27 protein-coding genes are annotated in these 24,312 nt (G+C 39.0%); 17 read left to right on the forward strand and 10 right to left on the reverse strand.

The window, feature by feature from the left end:
• Nucleotides 1-294 precede the first annotated feature (294 nt).
• Together PPA04_RS03115 and PPA04_RS03120 are read left to right on the forward strand one after the other, a co-directional pair.
• Nucleotides 295-1,692 carry a GH25 family lysozyme gene (locus PPA04_RS03115; protein WP_057784868.1) on the forward strand — a complete coding sequence of 466 codons (1,398 nt, stop codon included), beginning with the start codon at nucleotides 295-297 and terminating at the stop codon, nucleotides 1,690-1,692.
• Between the two features lie 14 nt (nucleotides 1,693-1,706).
• Nucleotides 1,707-2,402: a hypothetical protein gene (locus tag PPA04_RS03120; RefSeq protein ID WP_057784869.1), complete on the forward strand. Its 696-nt coding sequence runs from the start codon at nucleotides 1,707-1,709 to the stop codon at nucleotides 2,400-2,402.
• A gap of 51 nt (nucleotides 2,403-2,453) precedes the next feature.
• Here the strand turns inward: PPA04_RS03120 and PPA04_RS03125 are convergent, their stop codons facing one another.
• The gene (locus PPA04_RS03125) at nucleotides 2,454-3,071 is read right to left on the reverse strand and encodes a LysE/ArgO family amino acid transporter (RefSeq protein ID WP_057784870.1); all 618 of its coding nucleotides are present in this window, start codon (nucleotides 3,069-3,071) and stop codon (nucleotides 2,454-2,456) included.
• A gap of 199 nt (nucleotides 3,072-3,270) precedes the next feature.
• Here PPA04_RS03125 and rsmG point away from each other — a divergent pair, with 199 nt between their 5' ends.
• From rsmG to PPA04_RS03140, 3 genes are read left to right on the forward strand one after another with little or no spacing between them, the layout of a single operon-like run.
• On the forward strand, nucleotides 3,271-4,023 hold the full coding sequence (gene rsmG, locus PPA04_RS03130; protein ID WP_057784871.1) for a 16S rRNA (guanine(527)-N(7))-methyltransferase RsmG: 753 nt from the start codon (nucleotides 3,271-3,273) through the stop codon (nucleotides 4,021-4,023).
• Nucleotides 4,024-4,043: 20 nt separating this feature from the next.
• On the forward strand, nucleotides 4,044-4,883 hold the full coding sequence (locus tag PPA04_RS03135) for a ParB/RepB/Spo0J family partition protein (protein ID WP_373295127.1): 840 nt from the start codon (nucleotides 4,044-4,046) through the stop codon (nucleotides 4,881-4,883).
• Between the two features lie 11 nt (nucleotides 4,884-4,894).
• The gene (locus PPA04_RS03140; protein WP_057784873.1) at nucleotides 4,895-5,080 is read left to right on the forward strand and encodes a DUF951 domain-containing protein; all 186 of its coding nucleotides are present in this window, start codon (nucleotides 4,895-4,897) and stop codon (nucleotides 5,078-5,080) included.
• Nucleotides 5,081-5,133: 53 nt separating this feature from the next.
• Here the strand turns inward: PPA04_RS03140 and PPA04_RS09780 are convergent, their stop codons facing one another.
• The 5 genes from PPA04_RS09780 to PPA04_RS03160 form a co-directional block, all read right to left on the reverse strand.
• The gene (locus PPA04_RS09780; protein ID WP_307723901.1) at nucleotides 5,134-5,928 is read right to left on the reverse strand and encodes a DUF3324 domain-containing protein; all 795 of its coding nucleotides are present in this window, start codon (nucleotides 5,926-5,928) and stop codon (nucleotides 5,134-5,136) included.
• A complete protein-coding gene (locus PPA04_RS09785) occupies nucleotides 5,925-6,155 on the reverse strand; it encodes a WxL protein peptidoglycan domain-containing protein (RefSeq protein ID WP_057784875.1) in 231 nt (76 codons plus the stop codon). Before PPA04_RS09785 ends, PPA04_RS09780 begins: the two co-directional genes overlap by 4 nt.
• A 100-nt stretch (nucleotides 6,156-6,255) precedes the next feature.
• A complete protein-coding gene (locus tag PPA04_RS03155; RefSeq protein ID WP_057784876.1) occupies nucleotides 6,256-6,678 on the reverse strand; it encodes a WxL domain-containing protein in 423 nt (140 codons plus the stop codon).
• Nucleotides 6,675-6,809, reverse strand: coding sequence for a hypothetical protein (locus PPA04_RS09790; RefSeq protein ID WP_260274895.1), 135 nt, complete (start codon nucleotides 6,807-6,809; stop codon nucleotides 6,675-6,677). The genes PPA04_RS03155 and PPA04_RS09790 overlap by 4 nt, the downstream gene beginning before the upstream one ends.
• 128 nt (nucleotides 6,810-6,937) lie before the next feature.
• Entirely contained in the window at nucleotides 6,938-9,271 is a 2,334-nt protein-coding gene (locus PPA04_RS03160; RefSeq protein ID WP_057784877.1) for a hypothetical protein, read from the reverse strand.
• A 277-nt stretch (nucleotides 9,272-9,548) separates the two neighbouring features.
• Here PPA04_RS03160 and ychF point away from each other — a divergent pair, with 277 nt between their 5' ends.
• The 3 genes from ychF (at nucleotide 9,549) to guaB (ending at nucleotide 12,881) form a co-directional block, all read left to right on the forward strand.
• The gene (gene ychF, locus PPA04_RS03165) at nucleotides 9,549-10,655 is read left to right on the forward strand and encodes a redox-regulated ATPase YchF (protein ID WP_057784878.1); all 1,107 of its coding nucleotides are present in this window, start codon (nucleotides 9,549-9,551) and stop codon (nucleotides 10,653-10,655) included.
• A gap of 27 nt (nucleotides 10,656-10,682) precedes the next feature.
• Nucleotides 10,683-11,384 carry a DUF1129 domain-containing protein gene (locus PPA04_RS03170; RefSeq protein WP_057784879.1) on the forward strand — a complete coding sequence of 234 codons (702 nt, stop codon included), beginning with the start codon at nucleotides 10,683-10,685 and terminating at the stop codon, nucleotides 11,382-11,384.
• A gap of 351 nt (nucleotides 11,385-11,735) precedes the next feature.
• The gene (guaB, locus tag PPA04_RS03175) at nucleotides 11,736-12,881 is read left to right on the forward strand and encodes an IMP dehydrogenase (RefSeq protein WP_057784880.1); all 1,146 of its coding nucleotides are present in this window, start codon (nucleotides 11,736-11,738) and stop codon (nucleotides 12,879-12,881) included.
• A gap of 667 nt (nucleotides 12,882-13,548) precedes the next feature.
• On the opposite strand, the gene PPA04_RS03180 is transcribed toward guaB, so the two are convergent.
• A complete protein-coding gene (locus tag PPA04_RS03180) occupies nucleotides 13,549-13,812 on the reverse strand; it encodes a hypothetical protein (protein WP_057784881.1) in 264 nt (87 codons plus the stop codon).
• A 161-nt stretch (nucleotides 13,813-13,973) separates the two neighbouring features.
• Between PPA04_RS03180 and PPA04_RS03185 the strand changes: the two genes are divergently transcribed.
• The 7 genes from PPA04_RS03185 (at nucleotide 13,974) to PPA04_RS03215 (ending at nucleotide 19,570) form a co-directional block, all read left to right on the forward strand.
• The gene (locus tag PPA04_RS03185) at nucleotides 13,974-14,165 is read left to right on the forward strand and encodes a hypothetical protein (RefSeq protein ID WP_057784882.1); all 192 of its coding nucleotides are present in this window, start codon (nucleotides 13,974-13,976) and stop codon (nucleotides 14,163-14,165) included.
• 221 nt (nucleotides 14,166-14,386) lie between these two features.
• On the forward strand, nucleotides 14,387-15,076 hold the full coding sequence (croR, locus tag PPA04_RS03190) for a response regulator transcription factor CroR (protein ID WP_057785025.1): 690 nt from the start codon (nucleotides 14,387-14,389) through the stop codon (nucleotides 15,074-15,076).
• 76 nt (nucleotides 15,077-15,152) lie between these two features.
• On the forward strand, nucleotides 15,153-16,295 hold the full coding sequence (locus PPA04_RS03195; RefSeq protein ID WP_057785026.1) for a sensor histidine kinase: 1,143 nt from the start codon (nucleotides 15,153-15,155) through the stop codon (nucleotides 16,293-16,295).
• Between the two features lie 181 nt (nucleotides 16,296-16,476).
• A complete protein-coding gene (locus tag PPA04_RS03200; RefSeq protein ID WP_057785027.1) occupies nucleotides 16,477-17,760 on the forward strand; it encodes a serine hydrolase in 1,284 nt (427 codons plus the stop codon).
• Between the two features lie 13 nt (nucleotides 17,761-17,773).
• Complete coding sequence (locus PPA04_RS03205; RefSeq protein ID WP_057785028.1) at nucleotides 17,774-18,286, forward strand: GNAT family N-acetyltransferase; 513 nt, start codon at nucleotides 17,774-17,776, stop codon at nucleotides 18,284-18,286.
• Nucleotides 18,287-18,433: 147 nt separating this feature from the next.
• Nucleotides 18,434-19,210, forward strand: a complete 777-nt coding sequence (locus PPA04_RS03210) for an AzlC family ABC transporter permease (RefSeq protein ID WP_057785029.1) — start codon at nucleotides 18,434-18,436, stop codon at nucleotides 19,208-19,210.
• Between the two features lie 27 nt (nucleotides 19,211-19,237).
• Nucleotides 19,238-19,570: an AzlD domain-containing protein gene (locus PPA04_RS03215; RefSeq protein WP_057785030.1), complete on the forward strand. Its 333-nt coding sequence runs from the start codon at nucleotides 19,238-19,240 to the stop codon at nucleotides 19,568-19,570.
• Nucleotides 19,571-19,995: 425 nt separating this feature from the next.
• Here PPA04_RS03215 and PPA04_RS03220 read toward each other — a convergent pair whose 3' ends face one another.
• Complete coding sequence (locus tag PPA04_RS03220; protein ID WP_057784024.1) at nucleotides 19,996-21,174, reverse strand: SAM-dependent methyltransferase; 1,179 nt, start codon at nucleotides 21,172-21,174, stop codon at nucleotides 19,996-19,998.
• Nucleotides 21,175-21,355: 181 nt separating this feature from the next.
• Here PPA04_RS03220 and PPA04_RS03225 point away from each other — a divergent pair, with 181 nt between their 5' ends.
• Both PPA04_RS03225 and PPA04_RS03230 read left to right on the forward strand, forming a co-directional pair.
• Nucleotides 21,356-22,282: a hypothetical protein gene (locus PPA04_RS03225; RefSeq protein WP_057784026.1), complete on the forward strand. Its 927-nt coding sequence runs from the start codon at nucleotides 21,356-21,358 to the stop codon at nucleotides 22,280-22,282.
• Nucleotides 22,283-22,394: 112 nt separating this feature from the next.
• Nucleotides 22,395-23,084: a 2,3-diphosphoglycerate-dependent phosphoglycerate mutase gene (locus tag PPA04_RS03230; protein WP_057784028.1), complete on the forward strand. Its 690-nt coding sequence runs from the start codon at nucleotides 22,395-22,397 to the stop codon at nucleotides 23,082-23,084.
• A gap of 121 nt (nucleotides 23,085-23,205) precedes the next feature.
• Here the strand turns inward: PPA04_RS03230 and PPA04_RS03235 are convergent, their stop codons facing one another.
• Entirely contained in the window at nucleotides 23,206-23,874 is a 669-nt protein-coding gene (locus PPA04_RS03235; RefSeq protein WP_057784030.1) for a DUF1129 domain-containing protein, read from the reverse strand.
• On the reverse strand, nucleotides 23,874-24,203 hold the full coding sequence (locus tag PPA04_RS03240) for a PadR family transcriptional regulator (RefSeq protein ID WP_057784032.1): 330 nt from the start codon (nucleotides 24,201-24,203) through the stop codon (nucleotides 23,874-23,876). The genes PPA04_RS03235 and PPA04_RS03240 overlap by 1 nt, the downstream gene beginning before the upstream one ends.
• Nucleotides 24,204-24,312 lie beyond the last annotated feature (109 nt).

The following is a 24,312-nucleotide window of genomic DNA, read 5'->3' on the forward strand; positions in this document are numbered from 1 at the left end:
TTTTATGCATTTACACAAGATATTTTACGCTCTCTCCGGTTATTTTAATATTCATTTAATATTTATTTAGTAACCTATTTTTAAGGGACGTTAGGTCCTAATTTATCTCGGGATTTCCTTAAAAACAACCAATAAAATTAAATAGCACAACTAAAAATCCCCGATAATATTATTATCAGGGATTTTTTGCAATATAAGGCACGAAAACGGGTTGCTGTAAAGGATGCTTACATGATCTGTCCATATTGATTTTTTTAAGGTAATTCCTCTTTTACTTAGAAAGGGAGTCTTTATATGAATTCAGTACATATGCATCCGACATGGAAAAAGAACTGGAGCCTGAAATTTATACTAGTGGTTATGGGATTTTTGATATTTGCTGGTTTTACCATGCAAACAATCCACGCCACTACGCTTAATTCACAAGTTCCAGATTTGTCGGAATGGCAAGGAAAACTAACAGCAACACAGGTTAAAAATTTGGCCAAAGTAGAACCATTCATTATTTTACGAGTTCAATATGGTAGTGATTATAAAGATAAGTATTTTGCCCAAAATGCCGCTTTGTGTGAGCAATATGGCTTGAAATATGGTGTTTACTCATTTAGTCAGTACATAAGTACTTCAGATGCCAAACAAGAAGCCAAAGATCTTTACACGCGGGCACCTAACGCAAGTTTTTACGTCAATGATTACGAAGAACAAACAGTGACAAGTGGTACCACTAATTCTGCCACAAAAGAGTGGTATACAGAACTTAACAGTTTAACATCCAAGCATGTGTTATTTTACTCCTACAATAGCTTTGCACAGACCTATGCGGCATCATCTATGAAGAGCTACGACGGTTTTTGGTTAGCAGATTATACATCAATCGAACCAACCGCTATTTCGCATGTGCTTTGGCAATTTTCCGATGACTGGTATAGCTCCCCAATCGCACAATATGTGGATGCAAGTTTGAAATATGGAAAGGCAACTTCTTGGTTCTTATCCACTAGCACGGCTGCAAGTAACTATGCCACTGCTAGCAAATATAATAAGTATGTGACTGAGAATAGCGCCAAAGCTGGAGACACAATTTGGAAGAATTTTGCTTTTTCCGCTAAGTTTGGGAAAACGGGAACTGCGGGTAAAACATACTATGCTAAGTATTTGTATAAGCACAAAAATGGTAGTACTTATTTATCCTTGTACAATAAGAACAACAAATGGGTTGGTTATGTAAATTCTAAAGCTATGACAGTGATGACAGGCCACAGTTACAAACATACGGCCACAATTCACAAATCAACTTACAGTGTTTGGAATAATTTCTTATGGGCCAAGGTAAAACACTACACTAAGAATTATATGAATAAGAGTTATACAATTAAATACCAGTACATTCGTGGTAACGGTCAGGCTTACTACTCACTTTATAAAGGAAGTACGTGGTTTGGTTATGTCAATGCCAAGGCGACTTGGAAGGCAATTAGCACTAAAAAAACGGCTAAAATTGCTTTGAAAAATCAAACTATTTGGAAGAATCTATCCTTCACTAAAAAATTAGGCAGTACCAATAATTATTACGGAAAAACCTATACAGTGAAATATTATTACAACCATCCAAATGGCCACACCTATTACTCTTTGTATAGTGGGAAAACTTGGGTCGGATATGTAAATAAAAATGTTGTCACAACTAATTGAGGGAGGTTAATCATATGAAAAAACAAAAAAGAATCGTGGTAATGGGATGCAGTTTTGTCTTTGGTTTAGCCTTGCTTGGAATTGGCGGGGCGACCATGACAACCAACAATGTCACTGTTCATGCAGTGACAACACCTGCCAGCAAGGGCTTAGCTGCTCCGGAAAAAGTTGATGGGACACAAACTGAAGCCCAAACCGTCACTGGAAATAGTACTAGCGGCAAAGTAACGTATTCAAACGGTGCTAATAGTGCAACAACGGCAACCTATAAACAGCAAAAATATGGAACTACTAACCAGGCTAAGACTGGTTTTGAAAACACTCAGAATCTAACAAATGCGGATGGGACTAAAGTTACGTTGTCAGATGGTACCAAAGCAACTAGCCAAGGGGTCATGGGCCATGTTTATGTGCAATGGCAAAAAAATGGCTGGACTGTAACCACAGTGGCCGATACAGAAGATTTAACGACTTCTTCGGTTAATCAAACTAACAAAACTGTGACAGCCGTCGCGAATAAAGTGAAAAAATCTTTAAAGAGTAACAAGGTTATTACTCAAAACGTCACTCGGGGTAACGTGGTTGTTTATGATGGTGCTCAGCAGAAACCAGTTAATAATATTAGCTGGCAACAAAAGAATAAGGTTGTTCAAGTCAGTGGAAACAGTGCTGAAACAACTGCTAAGATTGCTAAGGAAGCTATAAAATAATTTTTGAATAGTAAACGAAAGGCTCTCAAATTTTTTGAGGGCCTTTTGTAATCAAAGCTTTTGAAAAAATGTCACCAGCAATTTAATACCATACACAATGATAATAATGCCGCAAATTCGATTTAATAGTACTAAAAAGCGCGGCTGAAAACGATCCTTTAAGGCCGAAATAATGGTAGTCAAACTTGAAAACCAGATAATCGAAGCCATCGCAACGCCTAAAATGAAATAGTTTTGCACATTAGACGCCAACGAAACCCGGAAGGCGCCAAGTAACATGGTGCCATCTAATATGGCCTGTGGATTTAGCCAAGCCACACTAAAGGCAGAAACAACTACACTTTTGTAGCTAAACTGGCCGCTATGATTATTATGACTGGCACTTTGACTGTGTGATAGCAACAACGTAATACCAATGTACATTACAATAACACTCCCAATTGCAAGTACGACTAGCTCAAGCCATGAGTACAGTTCAAGCAGTTTACCAATGCCATAAAAACATGACACCGCAAGTGAAATATCAAAGAAAGTTACGATTAACGCCACCTTTAGCGCTCTGCGTCGGGGCTGAGCTAAAGCAGTGTTAATCATATATAAATTTTGTAAACCAATCGGTGCAATGTACGCCACACCAAATAATAAACCTTGAAGCCATGTATTTAACATTCGAGTTGTCCTTAATTTCTTAATTTTGACTAGCAGTTAAATTTTACCATGATCAAATCGCTTTGGTTTGAAAAACTTGTCTCAAAAACTGATATAATAGGAATTCGTCACGCCAATTGATTAGCAAGTTATCTTGTTCCGGCATTAAAAATCGTTTATAATGATGTGGAACACTTTTTGTTTCACAATGGAGGATTATATGAACCCAGAAGCATTTAAACAAGCCCTCGCTGCCCAAGGCATTAATTTATCTGATAAACAGATGCAGCAATTTAATACATATTATAAATATTTAGTCATGATTAATGAACATGTCAACTTAACGGCCATTACTGATGAGGATGATGTTTATTTGAAGCATTTTTATGACTCCTTGCTACCTGGAATTCAAAACCCAGCGGTATTTCAGCGACCAATTACTTTGTGTGATGTAGGTGCTGGCGCTGGATTTCCATCGATCCCATTGAAAATTGTTTTTCCTCAGTTGAAGTTGACAATTGTGGATTCGTTAAACAAACGCATTACTTTTCTTCACAATTTGATTCAAAAACTGGAGTTAAGTGACGTCACCTTGTGTCACGATCGGGCTGAAACCTTTGCGGCGCCTAAACTAGCTTATCGTGAATCATTTGATTTAGTGACAGCCCGCGCGGTTGCCCGCCTATCTGTTTTGACGGAATTATGTTTACCACTGGTTAAAATTGGTGGCCAAATGCTGGCGTTAAAGGCAAGTCATACAGAAGATGAAGTGGAAGATGCCGATAAAGCAATTCAAATTCTGGGTGGTAAATTAATTAAAGACGAGCAACTAAGTTTGCCAGTTTCCGGTGATGAGCGCCATTTGGTTTGGATTGAGAAAGTGACAAAAACGCCCAAAAAATATCCACGAAAACCGGGAACACCTAACCGAGAACCGATTGTGAGTACGAAAAAAGGAAGTCGTAAAGAATGACAAGCAAAGCTAAAACTTCAATGGGTGCTGAAAAACTTTTGCGGGACGAAGATTCCAAACAAGTCGTTGAAATCAATTTAAGTTATATTCATCCCAATCCGTATCAGCCACGCCATAACTTTGATGCCAAAGCGTTGCGTGAACTTGCCAATTCTATTCAAGAATCTGGTGTGTTTCAGCCAATTATCGTACGTCAACAAGCGGCTGCCAAGAATTACTATGAATTAATAGCAGGTGAACGACGTTTTCGAGCTGCTAAAATGGCTGGATTGCACACCATTCCTGCTTTGATCAGCCAATTAAGCGATGCAGAGACAATGGAAGCGGCCGTAATTGAAAACCTCCAGCGTGAAGATTTGACGCCGCTTGAAGAAGCTCAAGCCTATGATTCTTTAATGGCCAAACTGAATTTTACGCAAGCACAAGTTTCTGAAAAACTAGGTAAAAGTCGTCCTTACATCGCAAATTACCTGCGTTTGTTACGTTTACCACAAACAATAAAAAATATGTTGCAGGCTGGTGAACTTTCGATGGGTCAGGCACGAACCTTGCTTGCTTTGAAGAATCGGCATAAACTGATTCCACTGGCAAAACGCGTGGTCAGTGAACATTTGACAGTTCGGCAATTAGAGAACTTAGTTAATCGTTTGAACGCACAAATGCCTAAAAAGGGGAAACCGGTTTTACCCGTTCGTAAGGAATCACCCTATGTGCGGGCAATTGAAGAACAATTACAAGAAAGATTTGGTACCAAAGCAGTTTTGGATCAGAAAGAAAAAGGCGGAAAAATCGAAATTAATTATGTTTCTAATGACGATTTGAACCGCATTTTGAATTTACTGAATATTTCATTAGATTAGGGGTAAGCGGAATGTACGACTTAAATGATATTGTGGAAATGAAAAAACCGCATGCTTGTCAGGCAAACGAATGGAAGGTCATTCGAATGGGCATGGATATTAAGATTAAATGCATGAACTGCGGCCATATCGTGATGCTGTCGCGCCGTGATTTTGAACGTAAACTGAAAAAAGTTTTAAAAAAAGCGGAAGCCTAGCTAAAAAGATCTGTAATCGTATGATAACAACGATTACAGATCTTTTTTAAAATTTATTTTTTCTGTTTTGAAGAACTGCGGCCAAACCAAAAGGCGATAATTAACAATAGAAGAACTAACAGAATTGCTAAGATATACCAGATAAAGTAACTCTTTTTAACCCGGGCATGCCGATTGGCAGTTTTTGCCTGTGCTTTGGTGATGACAAAATTACGACTAAAGGTCCATTTTTGCGAACCGCTACGTGCGACTAGGTGTAGGTGATAAGTACCAGCTTTGAGAGCAATATGGTTGGTGGTAATCGCATAATTGAAATTTGAATTTGCCGCCATGGTTAAGTTGCTGGTATTTGTCTTAAACAGCGTCTTCCCATTTTGCGAAACCTGACTCTTAATTTTTAACTTTTTGGTCAAAGTCGCATGCGTATTATTAATTTTAACCTTCACAGCTGGGCTAAATGTGTCATTTTGATCGGTTCCAGCACTGATAGTTCCTAAAGTTAGTTTTGGCAGCACCGTTGTTTTGGTATCTTCATGAATGGTGACGCCTAAAGCCATCGCAAAACGATTTTTGATGCTAAAACCCTTTTTGTTTGTGACAGTCGAACCACTTGTTTGGGGATTGAGAAAGTAAATCGCACCATCTAATACACCTTTAAACGACGTTGCCGGCATCTTAATCGGAAAAGTAACGACCCTTTGACTCTTGGCTGGCACGGCTATTTTTTGTTGACCACCCATCAGTGTTTGTAACTGATAAGGAGCCGTACTTTTGCTGCCTAATTTTTGCAGGTCATAAGCAACTGAACCGCTATCTGTGGTGTATCCCGTGTTGGGAGATGCAATCAGTTAAGCGTTTTGGTGGTTGTGTTGGTTATCTTAACTTTGACTTGAGCAGTTTGATTAGGCTTAAGTTTTAGATCAAAGTAAGAGACCGACGAATCATTTTGTTGCTTGCTGGCAATGGGAGTGATCGTAAATCCGGCACCGGCAGCATGAACGGAATGAGGCGCGGCAAGTGATATAAGGCCAAGGATCCCAATTGCCAAAATAGTTTTTATAAGTTTTCGAAACATCATTTTCTCCTTTGCAAATAAAAAAGAGTAAGTGACGTTAACTTATGAAAGTTATCGGTCGTGATTACTCTTCAACTGAATTATATAAATAGGTGAACGATTATTTGGCAGAAGCAGCCGTGTTGGTCATGGTCCAAGTGATATCAGAAGTGTAAGTTCCACCATCTACAGCAGAATTAGCTTCTGTGACTAATTTCGTATCAGTACTTACAGTTGCGGATGCGGCACCGGTTCCGTTTGTTGCAGCATCAACATTGTTCCAAACCTCGCTAGCAGCACCGTTAATTGTGCCAGCGGCCTTTGTGTCAGTAGCTAAATTAATTGATCCAGCAACTTTACTGTTACCACTAGTGAAATCGGATAAACTAGCTTCTAAAGTCCATTCGGGATTTGAAGTGCCTCGATAATCAGAAACAGTAAGCTTATTATTGCTACCGCTTTGATAATTCAAGGTAGTTCCTGTAGTCAGATCCTTCACACTAGTTGAACCGAAGTTGAAATCTGGAACACTATCGATACTCAAACTACCAGCGCTATAAATTCTCCCACAGAACTTGTGCCAGTACTATCAGCTTGAACTGAAGTGGTACTTAAACCTAATGCAAAACTAATTCCTAATACACTTAATACAGTAATTAATTGATTCTTTTTCATAATATTGTGAACTCCCTATTCTCGGCCTGATTAGCCGTCCGTTTTTGAGTGGCTAATTACACATTATACGGGGTCTAAATGGCAAATACAATGAAAATTACTAATTTTTTGTAAGTATTTTCATTTTTCTAGGAAGCTAAGTCATATTTCAACGTCCAATAGAGGGGAATTCCGTACTCCTTTCCAGATTGAACAGCACCACTGGCCAAAAGCTTTGAGACATTAAGCTTTAATTGAAAGTTGGTGGAAGACGTTGCTAATAATGCGTTATCCGCCAACTGCTGCAATAGTGGTTGGTTAATATCGAAAGCATTGCCATTGGCAGTGTAGCTTACCAGTTTAGGTTGATCAAACAGATTCAACCCATTTACAGGAAACTTGGCGGCCAGAGCGTCGTTGTACTGCACACTAAGCGTATAGGGAACACGCCAATCATTTTGAATTGTGATATTTTGTGAGTCGCTTGATGAACTGTAGACATCGGGATCGTCTGAACTAGGTGTCAGCTGAAATGTATTTGGAATATCAGCAGTTAATTTTCCGGTTTCTGTCAAATTAATGGTGGTGTGCTGATAAGCAGATAAATCAGAATCTGCAGTGATTGCTTGACCCGAGTCGTCAGTTTTCGGTGCCACCACGATTTCAATTTGATTTTGGCGTTGCAAACTGCCACCAATCGTCGACAGAGTGGGGAGATCACTGGCACTCCCAGATTGCATTGACTCAGCAGATAGTTTCTGTTGATAACCGGATAAACTGGTTAAGTTGTTTACCTTAAAGTTACTGTTACTATTTGTGTTCACCCCACTAGCGTTCAGTTTTTTCCAGGATGTCGCGGTTTTGTCATTGTTAAGACGATAGAATAACTGATAGTTTTTATTTCTAGTGACCACAGTTCCTGTCAAGCCAACTGATTTAGTCGGATCTGTTACCGTAATTTCCTTTTTGTTGGCCGAGTCACCGGTTGATCCAGCTGTGATGGCCTTATCAGTTAAAGCATTAGTTGTGACCAAATTCAGATTTTTAATATAAGGATTTACAGAATGTAAATCAGAGAAAACATTTCCGGAGATGTTATTGACGTCAAACGTTCCGGCAATTAAACGCGAAGCTGGCATGTCATGAGCAATTGTAATATTTTTTCCTGATAGAATACTGCCATATAGTGTCCGACTTCCTGAATTTAACGACACGCTCGCATTTGGAAGCAGCATTGCCCCACATAATTGGCTGTCATCAGCGGTATTGCCAAATTTAAGGGTGTCTGTGCCGCTGGTTGTCACGTTGGGGAAATTATTTAAAACGTGACTTGAAAATAACTGACTTTGTTGGGTACCGTTACCAGAGTTGGCAGGTTCTTCATCTGAAGCTGTTCCGGCATAGGCTTTCATTTTAAAAGATCCTTGCCAGTTACTGAAGGGACTCTGCGTTGTGACATTATCCCAGTTAATAAAAATGTAAGGCGCATAGGTATACGAATCATACGATGAATCACCAGCTTGAACTGAAGTTGTTGCGGTGTTCATATTATGAATTTTAATAGTTAAATTTAAGTTCTTGTCAGTTGCGTTATCAGCATTAATCCCGACCATAATCACTGGTGGTGTTTTGTAGTTATCATCAGAACTGTAGTCATCCGGCAAAGTGACATCGATCGTTAAATTAGTGTAGTTTTGGTATTCAGGGGTGGTTTGCGTAACCTTTACGGCATTTACCTGATCGTTTGCAACAACTTTGTCTTCAGCTTTGTCATCGTCTGAATCTGGTTTTGTCAGTTGATCATAATATTGAGAAATTTTATTAAACTGAATGGCAGCCGCATCAAAGTAATTAGAGGCATCCGTGGCATCCGGATCAAGCGTTTTACCACTCACAGAAGCGAGGGTAGAACCATTCGTGCCAGAAAAATCAGAAGTGTCGCCAACGTTTTTGTCCATATTTAAAATATCTAATAACGAAGCGTGATTAGTTTTGTCAGTGTCTGTGTAGTCTTTAGCCTCAGCACGAAGATTATTAATGACAACTGAATTTTTTGATGAAACGACGGGCGCTGACATTGAAGCTCGTTGACGTGTGTTCGGGTCCAGCATGTGACGCATATAGTTGCCATAAGTGGTGCTAGAATCAACTTTATTGGCCGTAAACAATGGTGTTCCAGAAATGGTTCCTGAAACATCACTTGTGATTTGCCCCCACTGTGTGTTGCTGGTTCGCGTATTCCAACTATCTGTGCTGGATTCAAGACTATTAGCGGCATAACGTCCCTCTAAATTTGAAGTGTTATTCGCATCGATTGTCATGGTTCCGGCAGCAAACGCGTTAAAGTACGATCCCACACCTAAAATTTCGTTGTTGGGAAATGGTTTTGAAGTTGTCGTGTCTGATGCTTTAATTGTTGTTGGCAGGCAGAAACCAACAATTGCAACAGTGGTCAGAACGAAGAATAGTTTAATCTTTTGCATAATTTCCCCTGAATTTGGTTTAAAAAAGTATGAATTCCTATTTTTTTAACCGAGTTGCCTATAGTTTAGCACTGGGCAGATAAAATGCGAAAAAAACTTTACTCAGCAACATAAAAAATTGGAATTTGGCACCTAGTAATATTATTTTTTGGAATGACGTTAAATTTACCAATAAATCTAGGTTTTTGAATACTGCCCCTGTCCCTAGCTGCCCTTTTTTGTTACTATATTACATGTATACACTTAAATTAAAATTATTAAAGAAAGCGTGTGAAAAATGTCATTAACAGCAGGAATTGTTGGTTTACCTAACGTTGGAAAATCAACTTTGTTTAATGCAATTACTAAGGCCGGTGCGGAAATGGCGAACTATCCATTCGCAACGATCGATCCTAACGTAGGGATGGTTGAAGTTCCAGACGCAAGACTAGCCAGAATTCAAGAAATTATTCCGGCTAAAAAAATTGTGCCAACTACTTTTGAATTTACGGATATTGCCGGAATTGTTAAAGGTGCTAGCAAGGGCGAAGGCTTGGGAAACAAGTTTCTTGAAAACATTCGTCAGGTAGATGCAATTGTGCACGTTGTCCGCGCATTTGATGATGACAACATCACAACCGTTTCTGGTAAAGTCGATCCAATTGAAGATATTCAAACCATTAATTTGGAGTTGAGCATTGCTGATTTGGACGCCGTCAATAAACGTTTAGGCAAAGTGCAACGGGCGGCTAAAAGCCGTGATAAGGATGCTTTGGCAGAATTAGCAGTTCTTGAAAAAATCAAGCCAGTTTTGGAAAGCGGTAAGGCTGTTCGTTCAATTGATTTTGATGAAGATGAAATGAAAATTGTGCGTGGTTTCTTCCTATTAACTTCAAAACCTGTTTTGTATGTTGCAAACATTGCCGAAGATGATATGGCCGATCCTGAAAACTCAAAGTACTACAAAACAATTAAGGATTATGTGGCTAAAGACGATCCTGAAGCTGAAGTTTTGGGGATTTCTGCTGAAACTGAAGAAGAAATTGCTGAATTAGATGATGACGACAAAAAAGATTTCTTAGAAGCAGAAGGAATTGAAGAGCCCGGTCTAAATCGTTTGATTCGTTCTTCATACAAGCTTTTAGGGTTGGAAACATTCTTCACAGCTGGTGGTCCTGAAACCCGTGCTTGGACGTTTAAACGAGGCATGAAGGCACCCCAATGTGCTGGTATTATTCATTCTGATTTTGAACGGGGCTTTATTCGTGCCGAAACAGTTTCATATGCTGATCTTGATAAAGACGGTAGCATGCAAGCTGTTCGTGAAGCCGGAAAACTTCGCTTGGAAGGTAAGGATTATGTGGTTCAAGATGGCGATATTATTGAATTTAGATTCAATGTGTAAGCAATCGTAAACAGAGGAGAGAATCAAATGAGTGAAGATAAGACAACGGAACGGAATGCGGGTAAGCAGGTTCATTCAGAACGAAAAGCCAAGCAAACCTACACAAAACGAAATGAAGATTTCATGTTTCGTTTAACAAAAGAACTGAATGAAAATGATAAATTATCTGAAGAAAAAAAAGAAGAAGCTTTGCAAGACACTAAGTTGCGTTTACTGGAAGGTCAGTTAAAAGGTGAAACGGCTAAACAGATCTATGGCACACCAACAGATCGGGTTAAAGAAATCATCGAAGGGCCTAAGAAGGCACCTGTAGAAACTAAGTATTGGATGAAAGCTTTGGACAATGGTATGGTGTTCTTAATGATTTTTGCATTAATGTTTGGAATCATGATGATTTTCCAGCCTAAGTCAGTTACTTCAGAGCCGGGACCAGCAGGAATCACTGCAATGCTTGCCATTTCAATTATTGGTGGGGCATGTGCACCATTCTTAACGGACCGTTTGCAACCAACCTCCAAAAAGAAGGAACGTCAATCGATTTGGAAGACAATTGGGATGGCGACGGGGATGATTTTGGTATGGATGGTAGCCTACATGCTATTCTCATCATTGCCACAAAGTTTGAATCCAATTTTGCCATTTGAAGCCTATTTGGTACTTGCGGCAGTCTTGTTTGTGGTCCGTATGTGGTTCAAACGCCGTTATCATGTGACTGGCGGATTTATGTAGAAAGCAAAATAGTCAATAAAAAACGAATAGGAGCCTGTCCGACTTAGTGCTTTAGCACTTAGCGAGGAAGGACATCCGTAGTGAGTATAGGATTTTGCTGAAAGCAAAATAGTCAATAAAAAACGAATAGGAGCCTGTCCGACTTAGTGCTTTAGCACTTAGCGAGGAACTACTCCACAGGAGGGATGATAATTAGCAAGATACGCTAATTATCTTGGATGTTTCGGGCGATGTCCATTCTTGTGGCCGAAAGACAGACCGCAAGAAACATGGCGGACATCCGTAGTGAGTATAGGATTTTGCTGAAAGCAAAATAGTCAATAAAAAACGAATAGGAGCGAGATCTTAATTATGTCTAACTGGGATACAAAATTTGTGAAAAAAGGTTTAACTTTCGATGATGTATTGCTGATACCGGCAGAAAGCCACGTTTTACCTAATGAAACAGACTTATCAGTGCAATTAGCATATAATATCAAGCTGAATGTTCCCATTATTAGCGCAGGGATGGACACAGTTACCGAGTCGGCGATGGCAATTGCTATGTCACGACAAGGCGGAATGGGCGTTATCCATAAGAACATGTCCATTGAAGATCAAGCAACTCAAGTTTTAGAAGTTAAAGCAGCTGGAAAAGCTGATGAAAAGAAATATTTACATGCTTCAAGTGATGAGGCTGGTCGGCCATTGGTTGCGGCTGCGGTTGGGGTTACGAGCGATACTTTTGATCGTGCTAATGCTTTACTTCAAGCTGGTGCCGACGCTATTGTTATTGATACGGCTCATGGTCATTCCGCTGGTGTTTTGCGTAAAATTGCAGAAATCAGAGAACATTTTCCAGATGCAACGCTAATTGCTGGCAATGTGGCAACTGGTGAAGGCACAAAGGCCCTTTTCGATGCTGGGGTTGATGTTGTTAAAGTTGGAATTGGTCCTGGTTCAATTTGTACCACTCGGGTTGTTGCAGGCGTTGGAGTTCCTCAAATTACTGCGATTTATGATGCTGCAACGGTTGCCCGTGTTTATGGTAAGCATATTATTGCTGATGGCGGAATTAAATATTCTGGCGATATTGTAAAAGCGTTAGCTGCTGGCGGGAATGCTGTCATGCTGGGAAGCATGTTATCTGGTACAGATGAAACACCGGGTGAAGTCATTGAAGATAATGGTAAAAAGTACAAGAGCTACCGCGGAATGGGCAGTTTGAGTGCGATGTCGAATGGCTCAGCGGATCGCTATTTCCAAGGCGGCGTGAATGAAGCTAACAAACTCGTTCCGGAAGGTATTGAAGCGCGTGTGGAATATAAGGGATCGGTTGAGAATATTATTTTCCAAATGGTTGGTGGTTTGCGTTCAGGCATGGGATATGTTGGTGCACCAACGATTGAGGCTTTGACAGAGAATGCCCAATTTATCCAGATTACAAATGCGGGCTTGATCGAATCGCATCCACATGATGTGCAGATGACGAAGGTGGCACCGAATTATAAAAAATAGTGAGCGGAATAAACCGGTAGTCTCTGTTCTTTAAACGGGGCGGAGGCGGGATTGTGTCCCGTCGTGAGCCTTGCTTAAAGAACAGAGACTGGTTTATGAAGCTGTCCTAAGAAGTAGTGAGTGAGACAAGTCGGTAAAGAGGCACAGATAAGTGTGACGGAGGTAGGATCGTAATCCTGCTGTGAGTCATGCTTATCTGTGCCTCTTTGACTTGTCGAGCTGTCCTAAAAGTAGTGAGCGGAACAAAACGGTAAAGGACTGAGAATAAGGGCGACGCAGACGGGATCGTAATCCCGTGGAAGTCGGACTTATTTTCAGTCCTTTGTTTTTTGAAGCTGTCCTAAAGTAGTGAGTGGATTGAAACGATAAGCTAGAAACAGATAAGAATGTCGATAGCGGGATGACTATCCCGCGGTAAGACGTGGTTATCTGTTTGTAGATGTTTCAAGCAGCTGTCCTAAAGTAGTGAGCGGATCGAAACGATAATCTACAAAGAGATAAGAATGTCGATAGCGGGATGACTATCCCGCGGTAAGACGTGCTTGTCTGTTTGTAGATGTTTCAAGCAGCTGTCCTAACCCAAAAATGCAGAAACAAACTTTTATTCAAAATGAAAAAGAAGCCTATTAGGAGGTAAAACATCAACCTAATAAACTTCAATCTAGTTTCATTTTTTATAATCATGTTTGGCTAAATTATGATTCAGTGAAAGAAAAAACCAAATTATGAGTGTCAGGACTAGCCAACAGCCAATCGCTACAGCTAAGATAGATCCAAGTAATGTAGCCCGATTTGAGGATTGCACAAAATTGGTAATTAGCCCATTCAAGATTGGTCGATGTGTTAATAGATCAATTGGAATGGCCAAAACATCTAGTGCCAACATAATTCCAATAAATGATGCACTCTCAAGCATAGCTCTTTTTAACATAAATAACTCCCCCTTGAAAATTAGTGTAGCATACACCATTTGGGTTAAACAGCCAAGGTTTATAACAAAATAGGGAATATGATATACTTTTCCTGGAAATGACGGCGTTGGATTCATTTTATTAAAAAACGTTCAAAAAATGCGTAAAGGAGCACTAAACAATGACTTGGCTAACAATATATATAATAGTGATGGGACTGGTTGCCCTGTATGTCTGCTTCAATTTAGTGCGTGCTATTAGACGAAATGGTTTCTTTAATCTCATAGTTTTGATCTGGTTTCTAGTCTTAATTGTGGTTGTGATCGCGACCGTGGGGATTGTGTCGATTATGACGTTAACGATCCGACCATAAGTTGTTTGAGAACCTAAGTTGATTTCATTTTTTTGAAATTTGAATGATTATCTAATTTTGCTGCCACGAACGGTTTCGTATCAAGCAACAAGATAAGTTTTTGTAGTTTCAACCTTTTATGATTATTCTTAACATTACATAAAACCTTGGCTTATATAATTTCTTGTTGATCTATTTTTTGCTACACTAAAGGAAATTGCATTTTAAGGAGATTTCGCATAATGAAAATTTTGGTCGTTGATGATGATAAAGAAATTGTTGAACTCCTCGATATTTATATTAAAAATGAAGGTTATGAGCCAGTTTCTGCATTTAATGGAAAAGAAGCACTTACAAAGCTGCATACAGATCCAGAAATTGGACTAATGATTTTGGATGTTATGATGCCTGAAATGAGTGGAATTGAGGTTGTCCGTGAAGTTCGGCGTGATTCTCAATTACCCATTCTGATTTTGTCTGCCAAAACAGAAGATATGGATAAAATCAAAGGATTGCTGACCGGTGCGGATGATTATGTTACAAAACCATTTAATCCATTGGAGGTTATGGCGCGGGTTAAATCGCTCTTGCGTCGTAGCCAAAATGATTTGAAACAAGATGAACCGGAAGTTTTGGACATTGGCCCGTTAACAATAAATAGTGATTCTCATGAAGTGAAGACTTTAACGGGTAAATCAGTCCAGTTAACTGCACTGGAGTTTGGTATTTTATACCTTTTGGCAAGTCATCCTAATCGTGTCTTTTCAGCAGATGATATTTTTGAGCGGGTTTGGCAGCAAGAAAGCATCATTTCTGCAAAAACCGTTATGGTTCACGTGAGCCATTTACGTGACAAAATTGAAGAAGCAACTGGTAGCGAAAAGGTTATCGAAACTGTTTGGGGCGTCGGATATAAAATTGAGTCTCACTAGAGTGAATTTGTGAGGTCATTTCGATTTAGTCGCTTTAGCGATGTAGTGAGAATGGGCATCGAAACGAGGAAAAGTTTTGAAATTAACTGCACGAGAAAAAAGTGAATTATTAGGTGAAGGAATTGTTACCGTTATTTTGTTACTCCTTTTAAATCTATCCATCTTGGTTTTGGCCACTGAAATTATTCGAAGTAATCCTGGATTGGAAAGTGGTATTTTTCAAATCAAGGAGTCAATTACGATAGGTCCCAATAATTATCGGGTTTGGAGTTATCAAAACTTCTTTATTTTCTTCATGGCCATTGTAGACGTTTGGGTCGTCTATTGGCGTTTAATGCGGCGATATAAACAGATGCAGTTGCGCCATATTATTGGTGAATTACACTATATTGCCGATGGTCACTTTGATCATCGCATTCCTTTTACACTGAAAGGTGATCATCAACGCGTTGTTGATAGTGTAAATGCCTTAGTGGATTCGGTCATTGAATCGATGAATGAAGAACGAAAAATTGAGCAGTCAAAAGATGAGTTAATCACAAATGTGAGCCATGATTTAAGGACGCCACTAACCTCTATTATTGGCTATTTGGGATTGATCGAAAACCAACAGTACAAGAATGAAGATGACGTGTTGAAGTACACCCATACAGCATTCTTAAAGGCTGAGCAGATGAAATCTTTGGTTGAAGATCTTTTTGAATATATCAAAGTGCGTCAAGCTTCGACTAAAATGACATTTAACCAAATTTCAGTTGAACCGATGTTGGAGCAGTTAGCTGCTAGTTTTGAATTGGAAGCTGAAAAAAAGGGTATGGAAATTGATGCCAAAGCCACACCCAAAAACATTAAAATTGAAGGCGATTCAGAAAAGCTAGGGAGATTGTTTAACAATTTAATTTCGAATGCTTTGAAGTACGCTAAGGGTGGTAAACATATCAATTTGGAAGCCACACAAAAAGGCGATCAAATTATCTTTAAGGTGTCCAATGATGGCGAACAGATTCCAGAAAAATCGCTAAAGCACTTATTTGAGCGTTTTTACAGAGTGGAGTCGTCACGATCAAAGGCAACGGGCGGTACCGGATTGGGCCTGGCAATTGCGCAGAGCATTGTGGAATTGCATCACGGAAAGATTAGTGTGACATCTAGTGAGAAATTAACTAGTTTTAAGGTGGAATTGCCGGTGACACAAAAAAGTACTAAGGATGCAAATTAATAAGTTTCTATAATTCAGGAAAAACGAAAACCATTCGCGTAAAATTGGTTTCCAAACAAATTATATTTTTGCTTTGGCTAGCTGGTTTGCGATTGGATTTTCGCTTTTTTTGTGAAAAATAAAAAAGGTTTACGCAAAGTGCGTATTTTGTTATATTCTTGTTATAAAAGGTGGCAAATTAATGTTAAAAAAATGGCAACAAAAACTAGCAATTATTTTCAGTACAATTTTAATGCTGAGTACATTAGCAATGGCACCAATACAGGCCCAAGCGGCCACTGTTTCAGTTTCAGCCAAGTCAGGAATAGCAGTTGATGCCAAAACAGGACAGATTTTGTATGCTAAAAATAGCTCAAAGGCCCTTCCGATTGCGTCAATGTCAAAAATGCTGTCAATTTATCTTGTCTTAAAAAGTATTCATGAAGGTAAATTAAAGTGGAATCAACGGGTTCATATTAATGCCAATATTGAAAAAATTAGTAAAGATACTGAACTGACTAATGTCCCATTGAGTACATCCCGTACTTACACCGTGCGTGATCTTTACAAAGCGTCATTAATTTATTCAGCGAATGCGGCCGTAATGGCGCTGGGGATTGCCCAAGCCGGATCGTCAAAAGCATTCGTTAATGAGATGCGGGCACAAGCCAAAAAATGGGGAATCACAGACGCTAAACTTTATAATGCATCTGGGCTGACAGAAAGTGAAGTTGGTAAAGAAGCGTATCCAAATACAGCTAAAAACGATGAAAATGAAATGTCGGCAAAAGATGTGGCGATTGTGGCATCAAATTTGTTAAAGGATTACCCAGAAGTTCTTAAAACCACGAAACAAACAAGTGCTTGGTTTGCCGAGGGAACCACTGATGCAGTGAAGATGACCACCCATAACTACTTATTACCGCATATGGCGGATTATCTAAAAGGATATAATGTGGATGGGCTTAAATCGGGAACTTCAACTAAAGCGATGGCCTGTTTTACCGGGACCGTCAAAAAGAATGGGCATCGGATTATTACAGTTGTCATGGGATCAAGCTCGAAAAACGAAGGAAATGCTCGTTTTACAGACACCCAAACGATTATGAAAGATGTCTATAACAACTTCAAACCGGTCAGTTATAAAAAAGGGACGGCCTTAAAGCAAGCATCGACTTTTAAAGTCCCGGAAGGCAAAACGACCACCGTCAAGGCTGGATTACAACAACCGACAACTGTTTGGATTGCTAAAAACCAATCAACTAAAACGATTAGTTTTCGTAGCAAACAAGCTGAAAGCAAAGCAGGACTATCTGCGCCAGTGAAAAAAGGACAAAAAGTTGGTAAGGCAACTGTCAAGGTAGCTAATCAAAAAGTGAACTATCTCCAAAGCTCCGATGCTGAGTTACAGTTGACTACCAAAAAATCTGTTGAAAAAGCCAATGTGTTAGTTCGTTTCTGGCGATCTATCGTCAGTGTCTTTTAAGAAGGTCTAGCTAATGAATGAAATTCAATTTAAAGTGGCGACAAAAGCAGATTTACCTTTTATCGTGGCTATTTACAATCAAACTATTCCGAGTCATGTAGTGACAGCATCCCTCGTACCAGTGACGGTCGAACAACGCTTGCCGTGGCTTGAAGCCCATAAATCAACTGAACATCCCATTTGGGTAGTTTGGCTAAATGGCAAGCGTGCGGGGTGGATAAGCTTGTCACCCTATCACCCGCGGGCTGCATACCATATTACGTCAAAAATTAGCATTTATATCGACCGTCAATTTCAGCATTTAGGTCTGGGAACCAAAATGGTGAAATATGCTGAACTTGCTGCTCCAAAACTGGGAATTAAGAACATTGTTTGTTTAATATTTGGGGCAAATTTACCAAGTTTAGGGCTATTTGAAAAACTGGGTTATGAAACCTGGGGAACTTTGCCAAAGGTTGCAGAGTTGGATGGCCGTTTAATGGATTTGAAAATTCTCGGAAAAAGCATTCAGCTAGTTTCAAACTAGTTTCATTTAATAGCTTTCGATTTAGCCTGAAAGTCTTAAAAAGGCACTATTCAATATACTTTGAAAATGTTAAAATGATTTCGCAGTGTTTTCTATGAATTTCAGTATTGATGATCCAACTTTAAAGATCCGTTGGAGGAAAGAATTGTGAAACAACTTGAAAATGGACCACAATGGCGGGTAACTCTCAAAGAGGCTTGGCCGTTGTGCCTTAGTTACACACCAATTGGACTGGCCTGTGGGATCCTCTTACATGCGGCTGGATTTAATACGATTTTAACTGGGCTGGTTTCTATTTTTGTATTCTCGGGTGGTGCGCAGTTTATGATCGCCCAAATGCTTACAACAACAGCTCCAATTCTGACAATTATTTTGATGCTTTTTTTCCTGGAATTACGTTATGCGTTGCTGGGATCTAGTTTAGCTAGTTATTTAAAAGGTCAAAATCATCGCTTTTTATTTTTATTTGCTGTTTCAATGAATGATGAAAACTATGCCATTAATTATTTAAAGTTTGTGACTGATCGTAACTGGACACCAAAAGATGCCCTTCAGGTAGAACATTGGTCTTTGTTAGTATGGACCGTGTCTAATATCATTGGCAGTTTAATTGGGAGTGCTGTTCAGATTAATTTGACGGTTGTTAATTTTGCATTGACAGCGTTGTTCTTGTATATGATTGTGATGCAAATTAAAACCCGCTTGATTTTATTGATCTCAGTTGTTGCTGGGGTTTTGGCAGCCTTTTTTATGTTGTTGACAAAGAGTACTCTCGGTTTGGTTATTTCTACTTTAGTGGCATCATTCTTAGGGTTTATGATTGAAGGATATGTATCTAAACGTTGGCCTAATAGTCATTTGTTGTATAAAATTCATGATCCATCAGGGCAACCAGAAGTCGATAAGGAAGATATCGAAATCTAATTCAGACGAATTTCGGGAGATTGTAATATGCATTATAGTGTAACTGACCACTTGCTAATCGTTATTTTAGGTTTTTTTGTGGCGTTTGGTCCTCGATATATACCGATTTTATTCTTTTCAAATCGAAAAATACCAGACTGGTTTAATGACTGGATGAAATACGTTCCGGTCTCTTTGTTTACGGCAATTGTTGTGAAAGATATTTTTATTTCGGGATCCTATCATTTCATTTCTTCTGGGAACTTAGACTTGATTCTGGCTTCGATTATTGTCATTATTATTTCTTACTGGACGCGATCGATGGCTATTTCGGTAGTTTTTGGCTTAATTGCCGTGATGTTATTATCCATGTTAATTTAAATCTAAAAAAGAATCAGACTAGTGCAAGGGGTTGCTGTAATAATCTCTCTTGAGTTAAGCTGGTTCTTTTTGTTTTGTTCCATTTTGTTTCGCTCACTATAACTATGACAGGTTCACAAGTCAGCCTTTAGAAGATAAGCAAGATTCCAACGGGATTGCGATCCCGCCTCCATCTCACTTATCTTCTAAAAGCTACCGACTTGTTCCGCTCACTATTAGGACAGCTCCTGAAGACAGCCCAAACAAGATAACCACGACTCCCAGAGGATTGCGATCCTCTATCCGTCGTGGTTATCTTGTTTGGGCTAAACGTCTTCATTCGCTCACTATAAAACAAAGGACTGAGAATAAGTCTGACTCCCACGGGATTACGATCCCGTCTCCGTCGCCCTTATTCTCAGTCCTTTACCGTTTTGTTCCGCTCACTACTTATACATATACGCTCTTGTCATTGGCAACACATTGCTGCTTGCTCCTGCACCCTTTGTTAACAAATACTGGATCACATCAATGTTACCTGATTCGAATGATGCCGAACAAGCTTGTAAGTACAAATCCCACATTCTCACAAACCGTTCGTCAAACATCTTTACAATTTCATCACGATGTTCGTTGAAATTCTTATCCCAAATTTCTGTTGTCTTTTGATAATGACGACGCAATGGCTCCATATCATCAATTTGCATGTCATTTTCAATAATATGGTGAATGTTTTCTTCCAAACCTGGCACATAGCCACCTGGGAAAATCCATTTGTTCAACCAACCATTGTTCGCACCACCCTGCTGGCGCGTGATTCCGTGAATCAAAGCGACGCCATCTTTTTTCAAGTAATCAGAAACACACTTGAAGTAAGTCTGTAGGTTTTCTTTACCAACATGCTCAAACATGCCAACACTGGTGATGTAGTCAAACTGCTCATCTTTAATTTCACGATAGTCTTGTAAACGGACCTCAGCCACGTTTTCCAATCCTTCATCCTTAATACGCTGGTTAACTAAATTAAATTGTTCCTGAGAAAGAGTTACACCAACAACCCGCAAGTCATATTCCTTTGCAGCAGTTAGCATCAAAGTTCCCCAGCCACAACCAATGTCCAATAAAGTACGACGAGGTTGTGGATTCAACTTATTCAAAATATGGTGAACTTTGTTAACTTGCGCTGTTTCAAGATCGTCCGTATCTTTCTCGAAATAGGCACAAGAATAAGTCATTGTTGGATCTAACCATAGCTTATAAAAATCATTTCCAATATCATAATGATCTTGAACATCCGATTTGCTTTCCTTTTCGTCATGCTTTTGTTTAGGAAGAAAATGGATAAACTTTTTATTGTGGAAGAAACTGCCAGCTGTTTCGTATGCAGACATCAATAAAGCCTGAATACTACCGTCAATTTCAATTTTGCCATCCATATAAGCCTCACCAAGTGCAATAGAGGCATTGTTGATGATTTGCTTAACAGGTACAGCTTCGTTCAAAGTAATGGTGACTTCTGGTGTGCCATCACCGTATACCTCAGAACCGCCATCCCAGTAGTTTACTTTGAGGGGAATATTGAAGGAGTGCTTAAAAAACGTTTTGTAAAATTTTTTCTCTAACATCGATTAGAATCCTTTCTCTTATGAATAACAAGATTAAATAAGATTATTATACGCTCCCTAGATTGATTTTTCGAATTTTAAGAATAATGTCAAACGGAAAATCAATTTTAAAGTAGATAACATGCTATAATTATTTTATATATTGGCTTTGTAGGGATCAGTAGAATTGGGGGCGGCTCGTTTGAGAAAATGGACATGGGTAATCGTCACATTTATTGTGATTTTAATGGTGGGGGGCTATGCTTTCTCACGACACCAATCAATTGAAAAACAGTACCACGTAGATATGGAAAACGCAGCGGCTGCAATTAATGACGAAAACTATTCAGCAGCTGAAACGTATTTTCAGGCAGCTTTGACGCGGAGAAATAATGATTCAGTAGCGACACATCGATTGCGACAAACTAAGGTATTTGTCACGGCAATGTCGCAATTAGAAAATCATCGTTTCTCAACATCCAAAAAAACATTTGCACAAGTTTATAAAATTCATCATGGGTCAAAAGTCCTGAACTTGCGTGCTCATGAAAAAATTACTGAAATCGGTAAGGTTCAAAAGAACATTACTAAATACAATAAAGTTACAAAATATGCGCGTGAGTTGAACGAGGCCCAAGAGTTCAGTTTGTCGAATGTGCAGTTAGATAGCTTGTTTAACACAAAAGAATTTAAGAAGGGTTACTATACGTCGCTGTGGAAGACGGCTAAGCAGATTCAAAAGAGCAATAAGACTGGCTTGTCGCAGGCTGTAATGCCAGGATCAACTTCAAGTTCGGCACAAAGTCCTTCCAGTAATAACAGTTCAGCAGATAACACTACGACGGGAGCTACATCTGGTTCTAGTAATAGCAACGGTGTTTCCTCGTTACCAGCACCTAACCTGAGTTCTTCGGAAAAACAGGCTGCTGATAACTATTCTGGCAGTAACGAATATACGGTTACCAAAAAAGATACAGAATTAAACGGCAAAGTGATTACACAGGCGCAAATTAATGCGGCTCGTCAAGAACTTGGCACGAAGTCAAACCAATTCAGTGATCAGGATATTCGAAATATCATTAAAGAAGCGGCCCAAAAGGGCATTTCAGTTAGTGAAGCTGCCCAGTAAACTCGTCAAAAGGTTTAATATTTTCAAACGTTTGAATTGAGACTGCAAATTATTCTGTTTTAGTGTAAAATGGCTATTGTAAACTTAAAAAAGAAAGAGGTTTTCTCACATTATGGCAAAATTAGTATTAATCCGTCATGGTCAAAGTGAATGGAACTTGTCTAACCAATTTACTGGCTGGGTCGATGTTGACTTAAGCGAAAAGGGTGTTGAACAAGCAAAGAACGCTGGTAAGTTAATCAAAGCACAAGGCATTGAATTCGACTATGCTTTCACTTCAGTATTAACTCGTGCAATCAAGACTTTGCACTATGCTTTGGAAGAATCCGACCAACTTTGGATTCCAGAAGTTAAGAGCTGGCGCTTAAACGAACGTCATTACGGTGCTTTACAAGGCCAAAACAAGGCTAAAGCAGCTGAAAAATGGGGCGACGAACAGGTTCATATCTGGCGTCGTTCATACGACGTATTGCCTCCATTGTTGGATGCAGACGCTGAAGGTTCAGCAGCAAAAGACCGTCGTTACGCTAACTTGGATCCACGCATGATTCCTGGTGGTGAAAATCTTAAAGTTACTTTGGAACGTGTTATTCCTTTCTGGGAAGACGAAATTGCTCCTAAGTTATTAGATGGCAAGAACGTTATCATTGCTGCACATGGTAACTCATTGCGTGCTTTAAGTAAGTATATCGAAAACATTTCAGACGAAGATATTATGAATCTTGAAATGGCAACTGGCGAACCAGTTGTTTACGACTTCAACGACAAACTTGAAGTTCAAAACAAACAAAAATTAGACTAATTTAGTCGTTTAATAGGCATTCTCCCTCAGGGGGTGGATGCCTATTTTTTATAAAAATAATTGACTAACTTATATGGCGTTCACTTCAAGACAGAAAATGATTTCGGTTTTTTTATTAAGTTTATTTTTTGTGTTTCTGTTTTGTTAATGTATAAAAGAAGTAACTAAGCGTTGCTATCAAAATGAATCCCTGTAAAAAAAAGTTCCATGGAGTTGGTAGCGTTATAGTGGGACCAATAATTAATAAGTTATTCACTAACAGAATCAAGCCAACACATAATAAGAAGAGGATAGCTATCGATATTTTAGGAAGAACGGATTGGAAAAAACTAGCAGATTTTGAATAAACTGACTTATGCAATATTTTGAGAATTAAACTGATTGTAATAAGTTCAAGAAATGGAGCCAGAATGAATGCCCATAGGTTTATGATAATTCCTGACGTAGTACTAGTGCTACTTAACAAAAGAAAAAACCAACTAATGGCAATGACTAGAGTACTCATTGACAATTGATCACGTAATTTTGGCTTAGGCAACTGTGCTAAGATTTCATTTGCCATACTTTGAGGATCGTTACCAAACAATTCAGTCGCATCTGAATTATCTTTTTCAGCATCAATTAGATCCTGTAACATGCTTAATAACTGTAAGTTAATTGTTTCGTCATTGTAAAAGATGTTTTGACTCAAAATATAGGTTTGTAACTTTTCAAAATATCTTGAATCAAATGAGTTAAGCTGTGTTTTTAGCTGATTAATCTCCTGCTGGTACTGATTTGCTTTTTTCATTATTCATCATCCATCTCTTTTAAAATTTTGTCGACATGATTTTTTAATTGAAACCACTGCTGATTAAATTCTCGAAATTCTTGTAGTCCTTGAGGTGTAATTGAATAGTATTTACGATCAGGCCCATCCTTTGAGGGTTTCACTTTGCTGATTAAGGCACCGTTTTTTTCGAGTTTTATCAATAAAGGATAAAGAGTACCACCAGCAATTGTTGTAAAGCCGTGTTGATGTAAAGATTGAATTAATTCGTAACCATAAACTTCATCTTGAGCAACAATTGCTAAAACACAGCCTTCTAACACACCTTTAATTAATTGTGTTTGCTTCATTTTTTCACTTCCATATAGGTTGCTTTACTACATAGATATAGTGTAGCAAAGTGAAACTAGGTTGTAAAGCAACTTAGTTCCTGGCTAAGCGGACCCTTTCATAGGTTAT

It is taken from the genome of Pediococcus parvulus (genome assembly GCF_007990205.1).
GTDB lineage: Bacteria > Bacillota > Bacilli > Lactobacillales > Lactobacillaceae > Pediococcus > Pediococcus parvulus.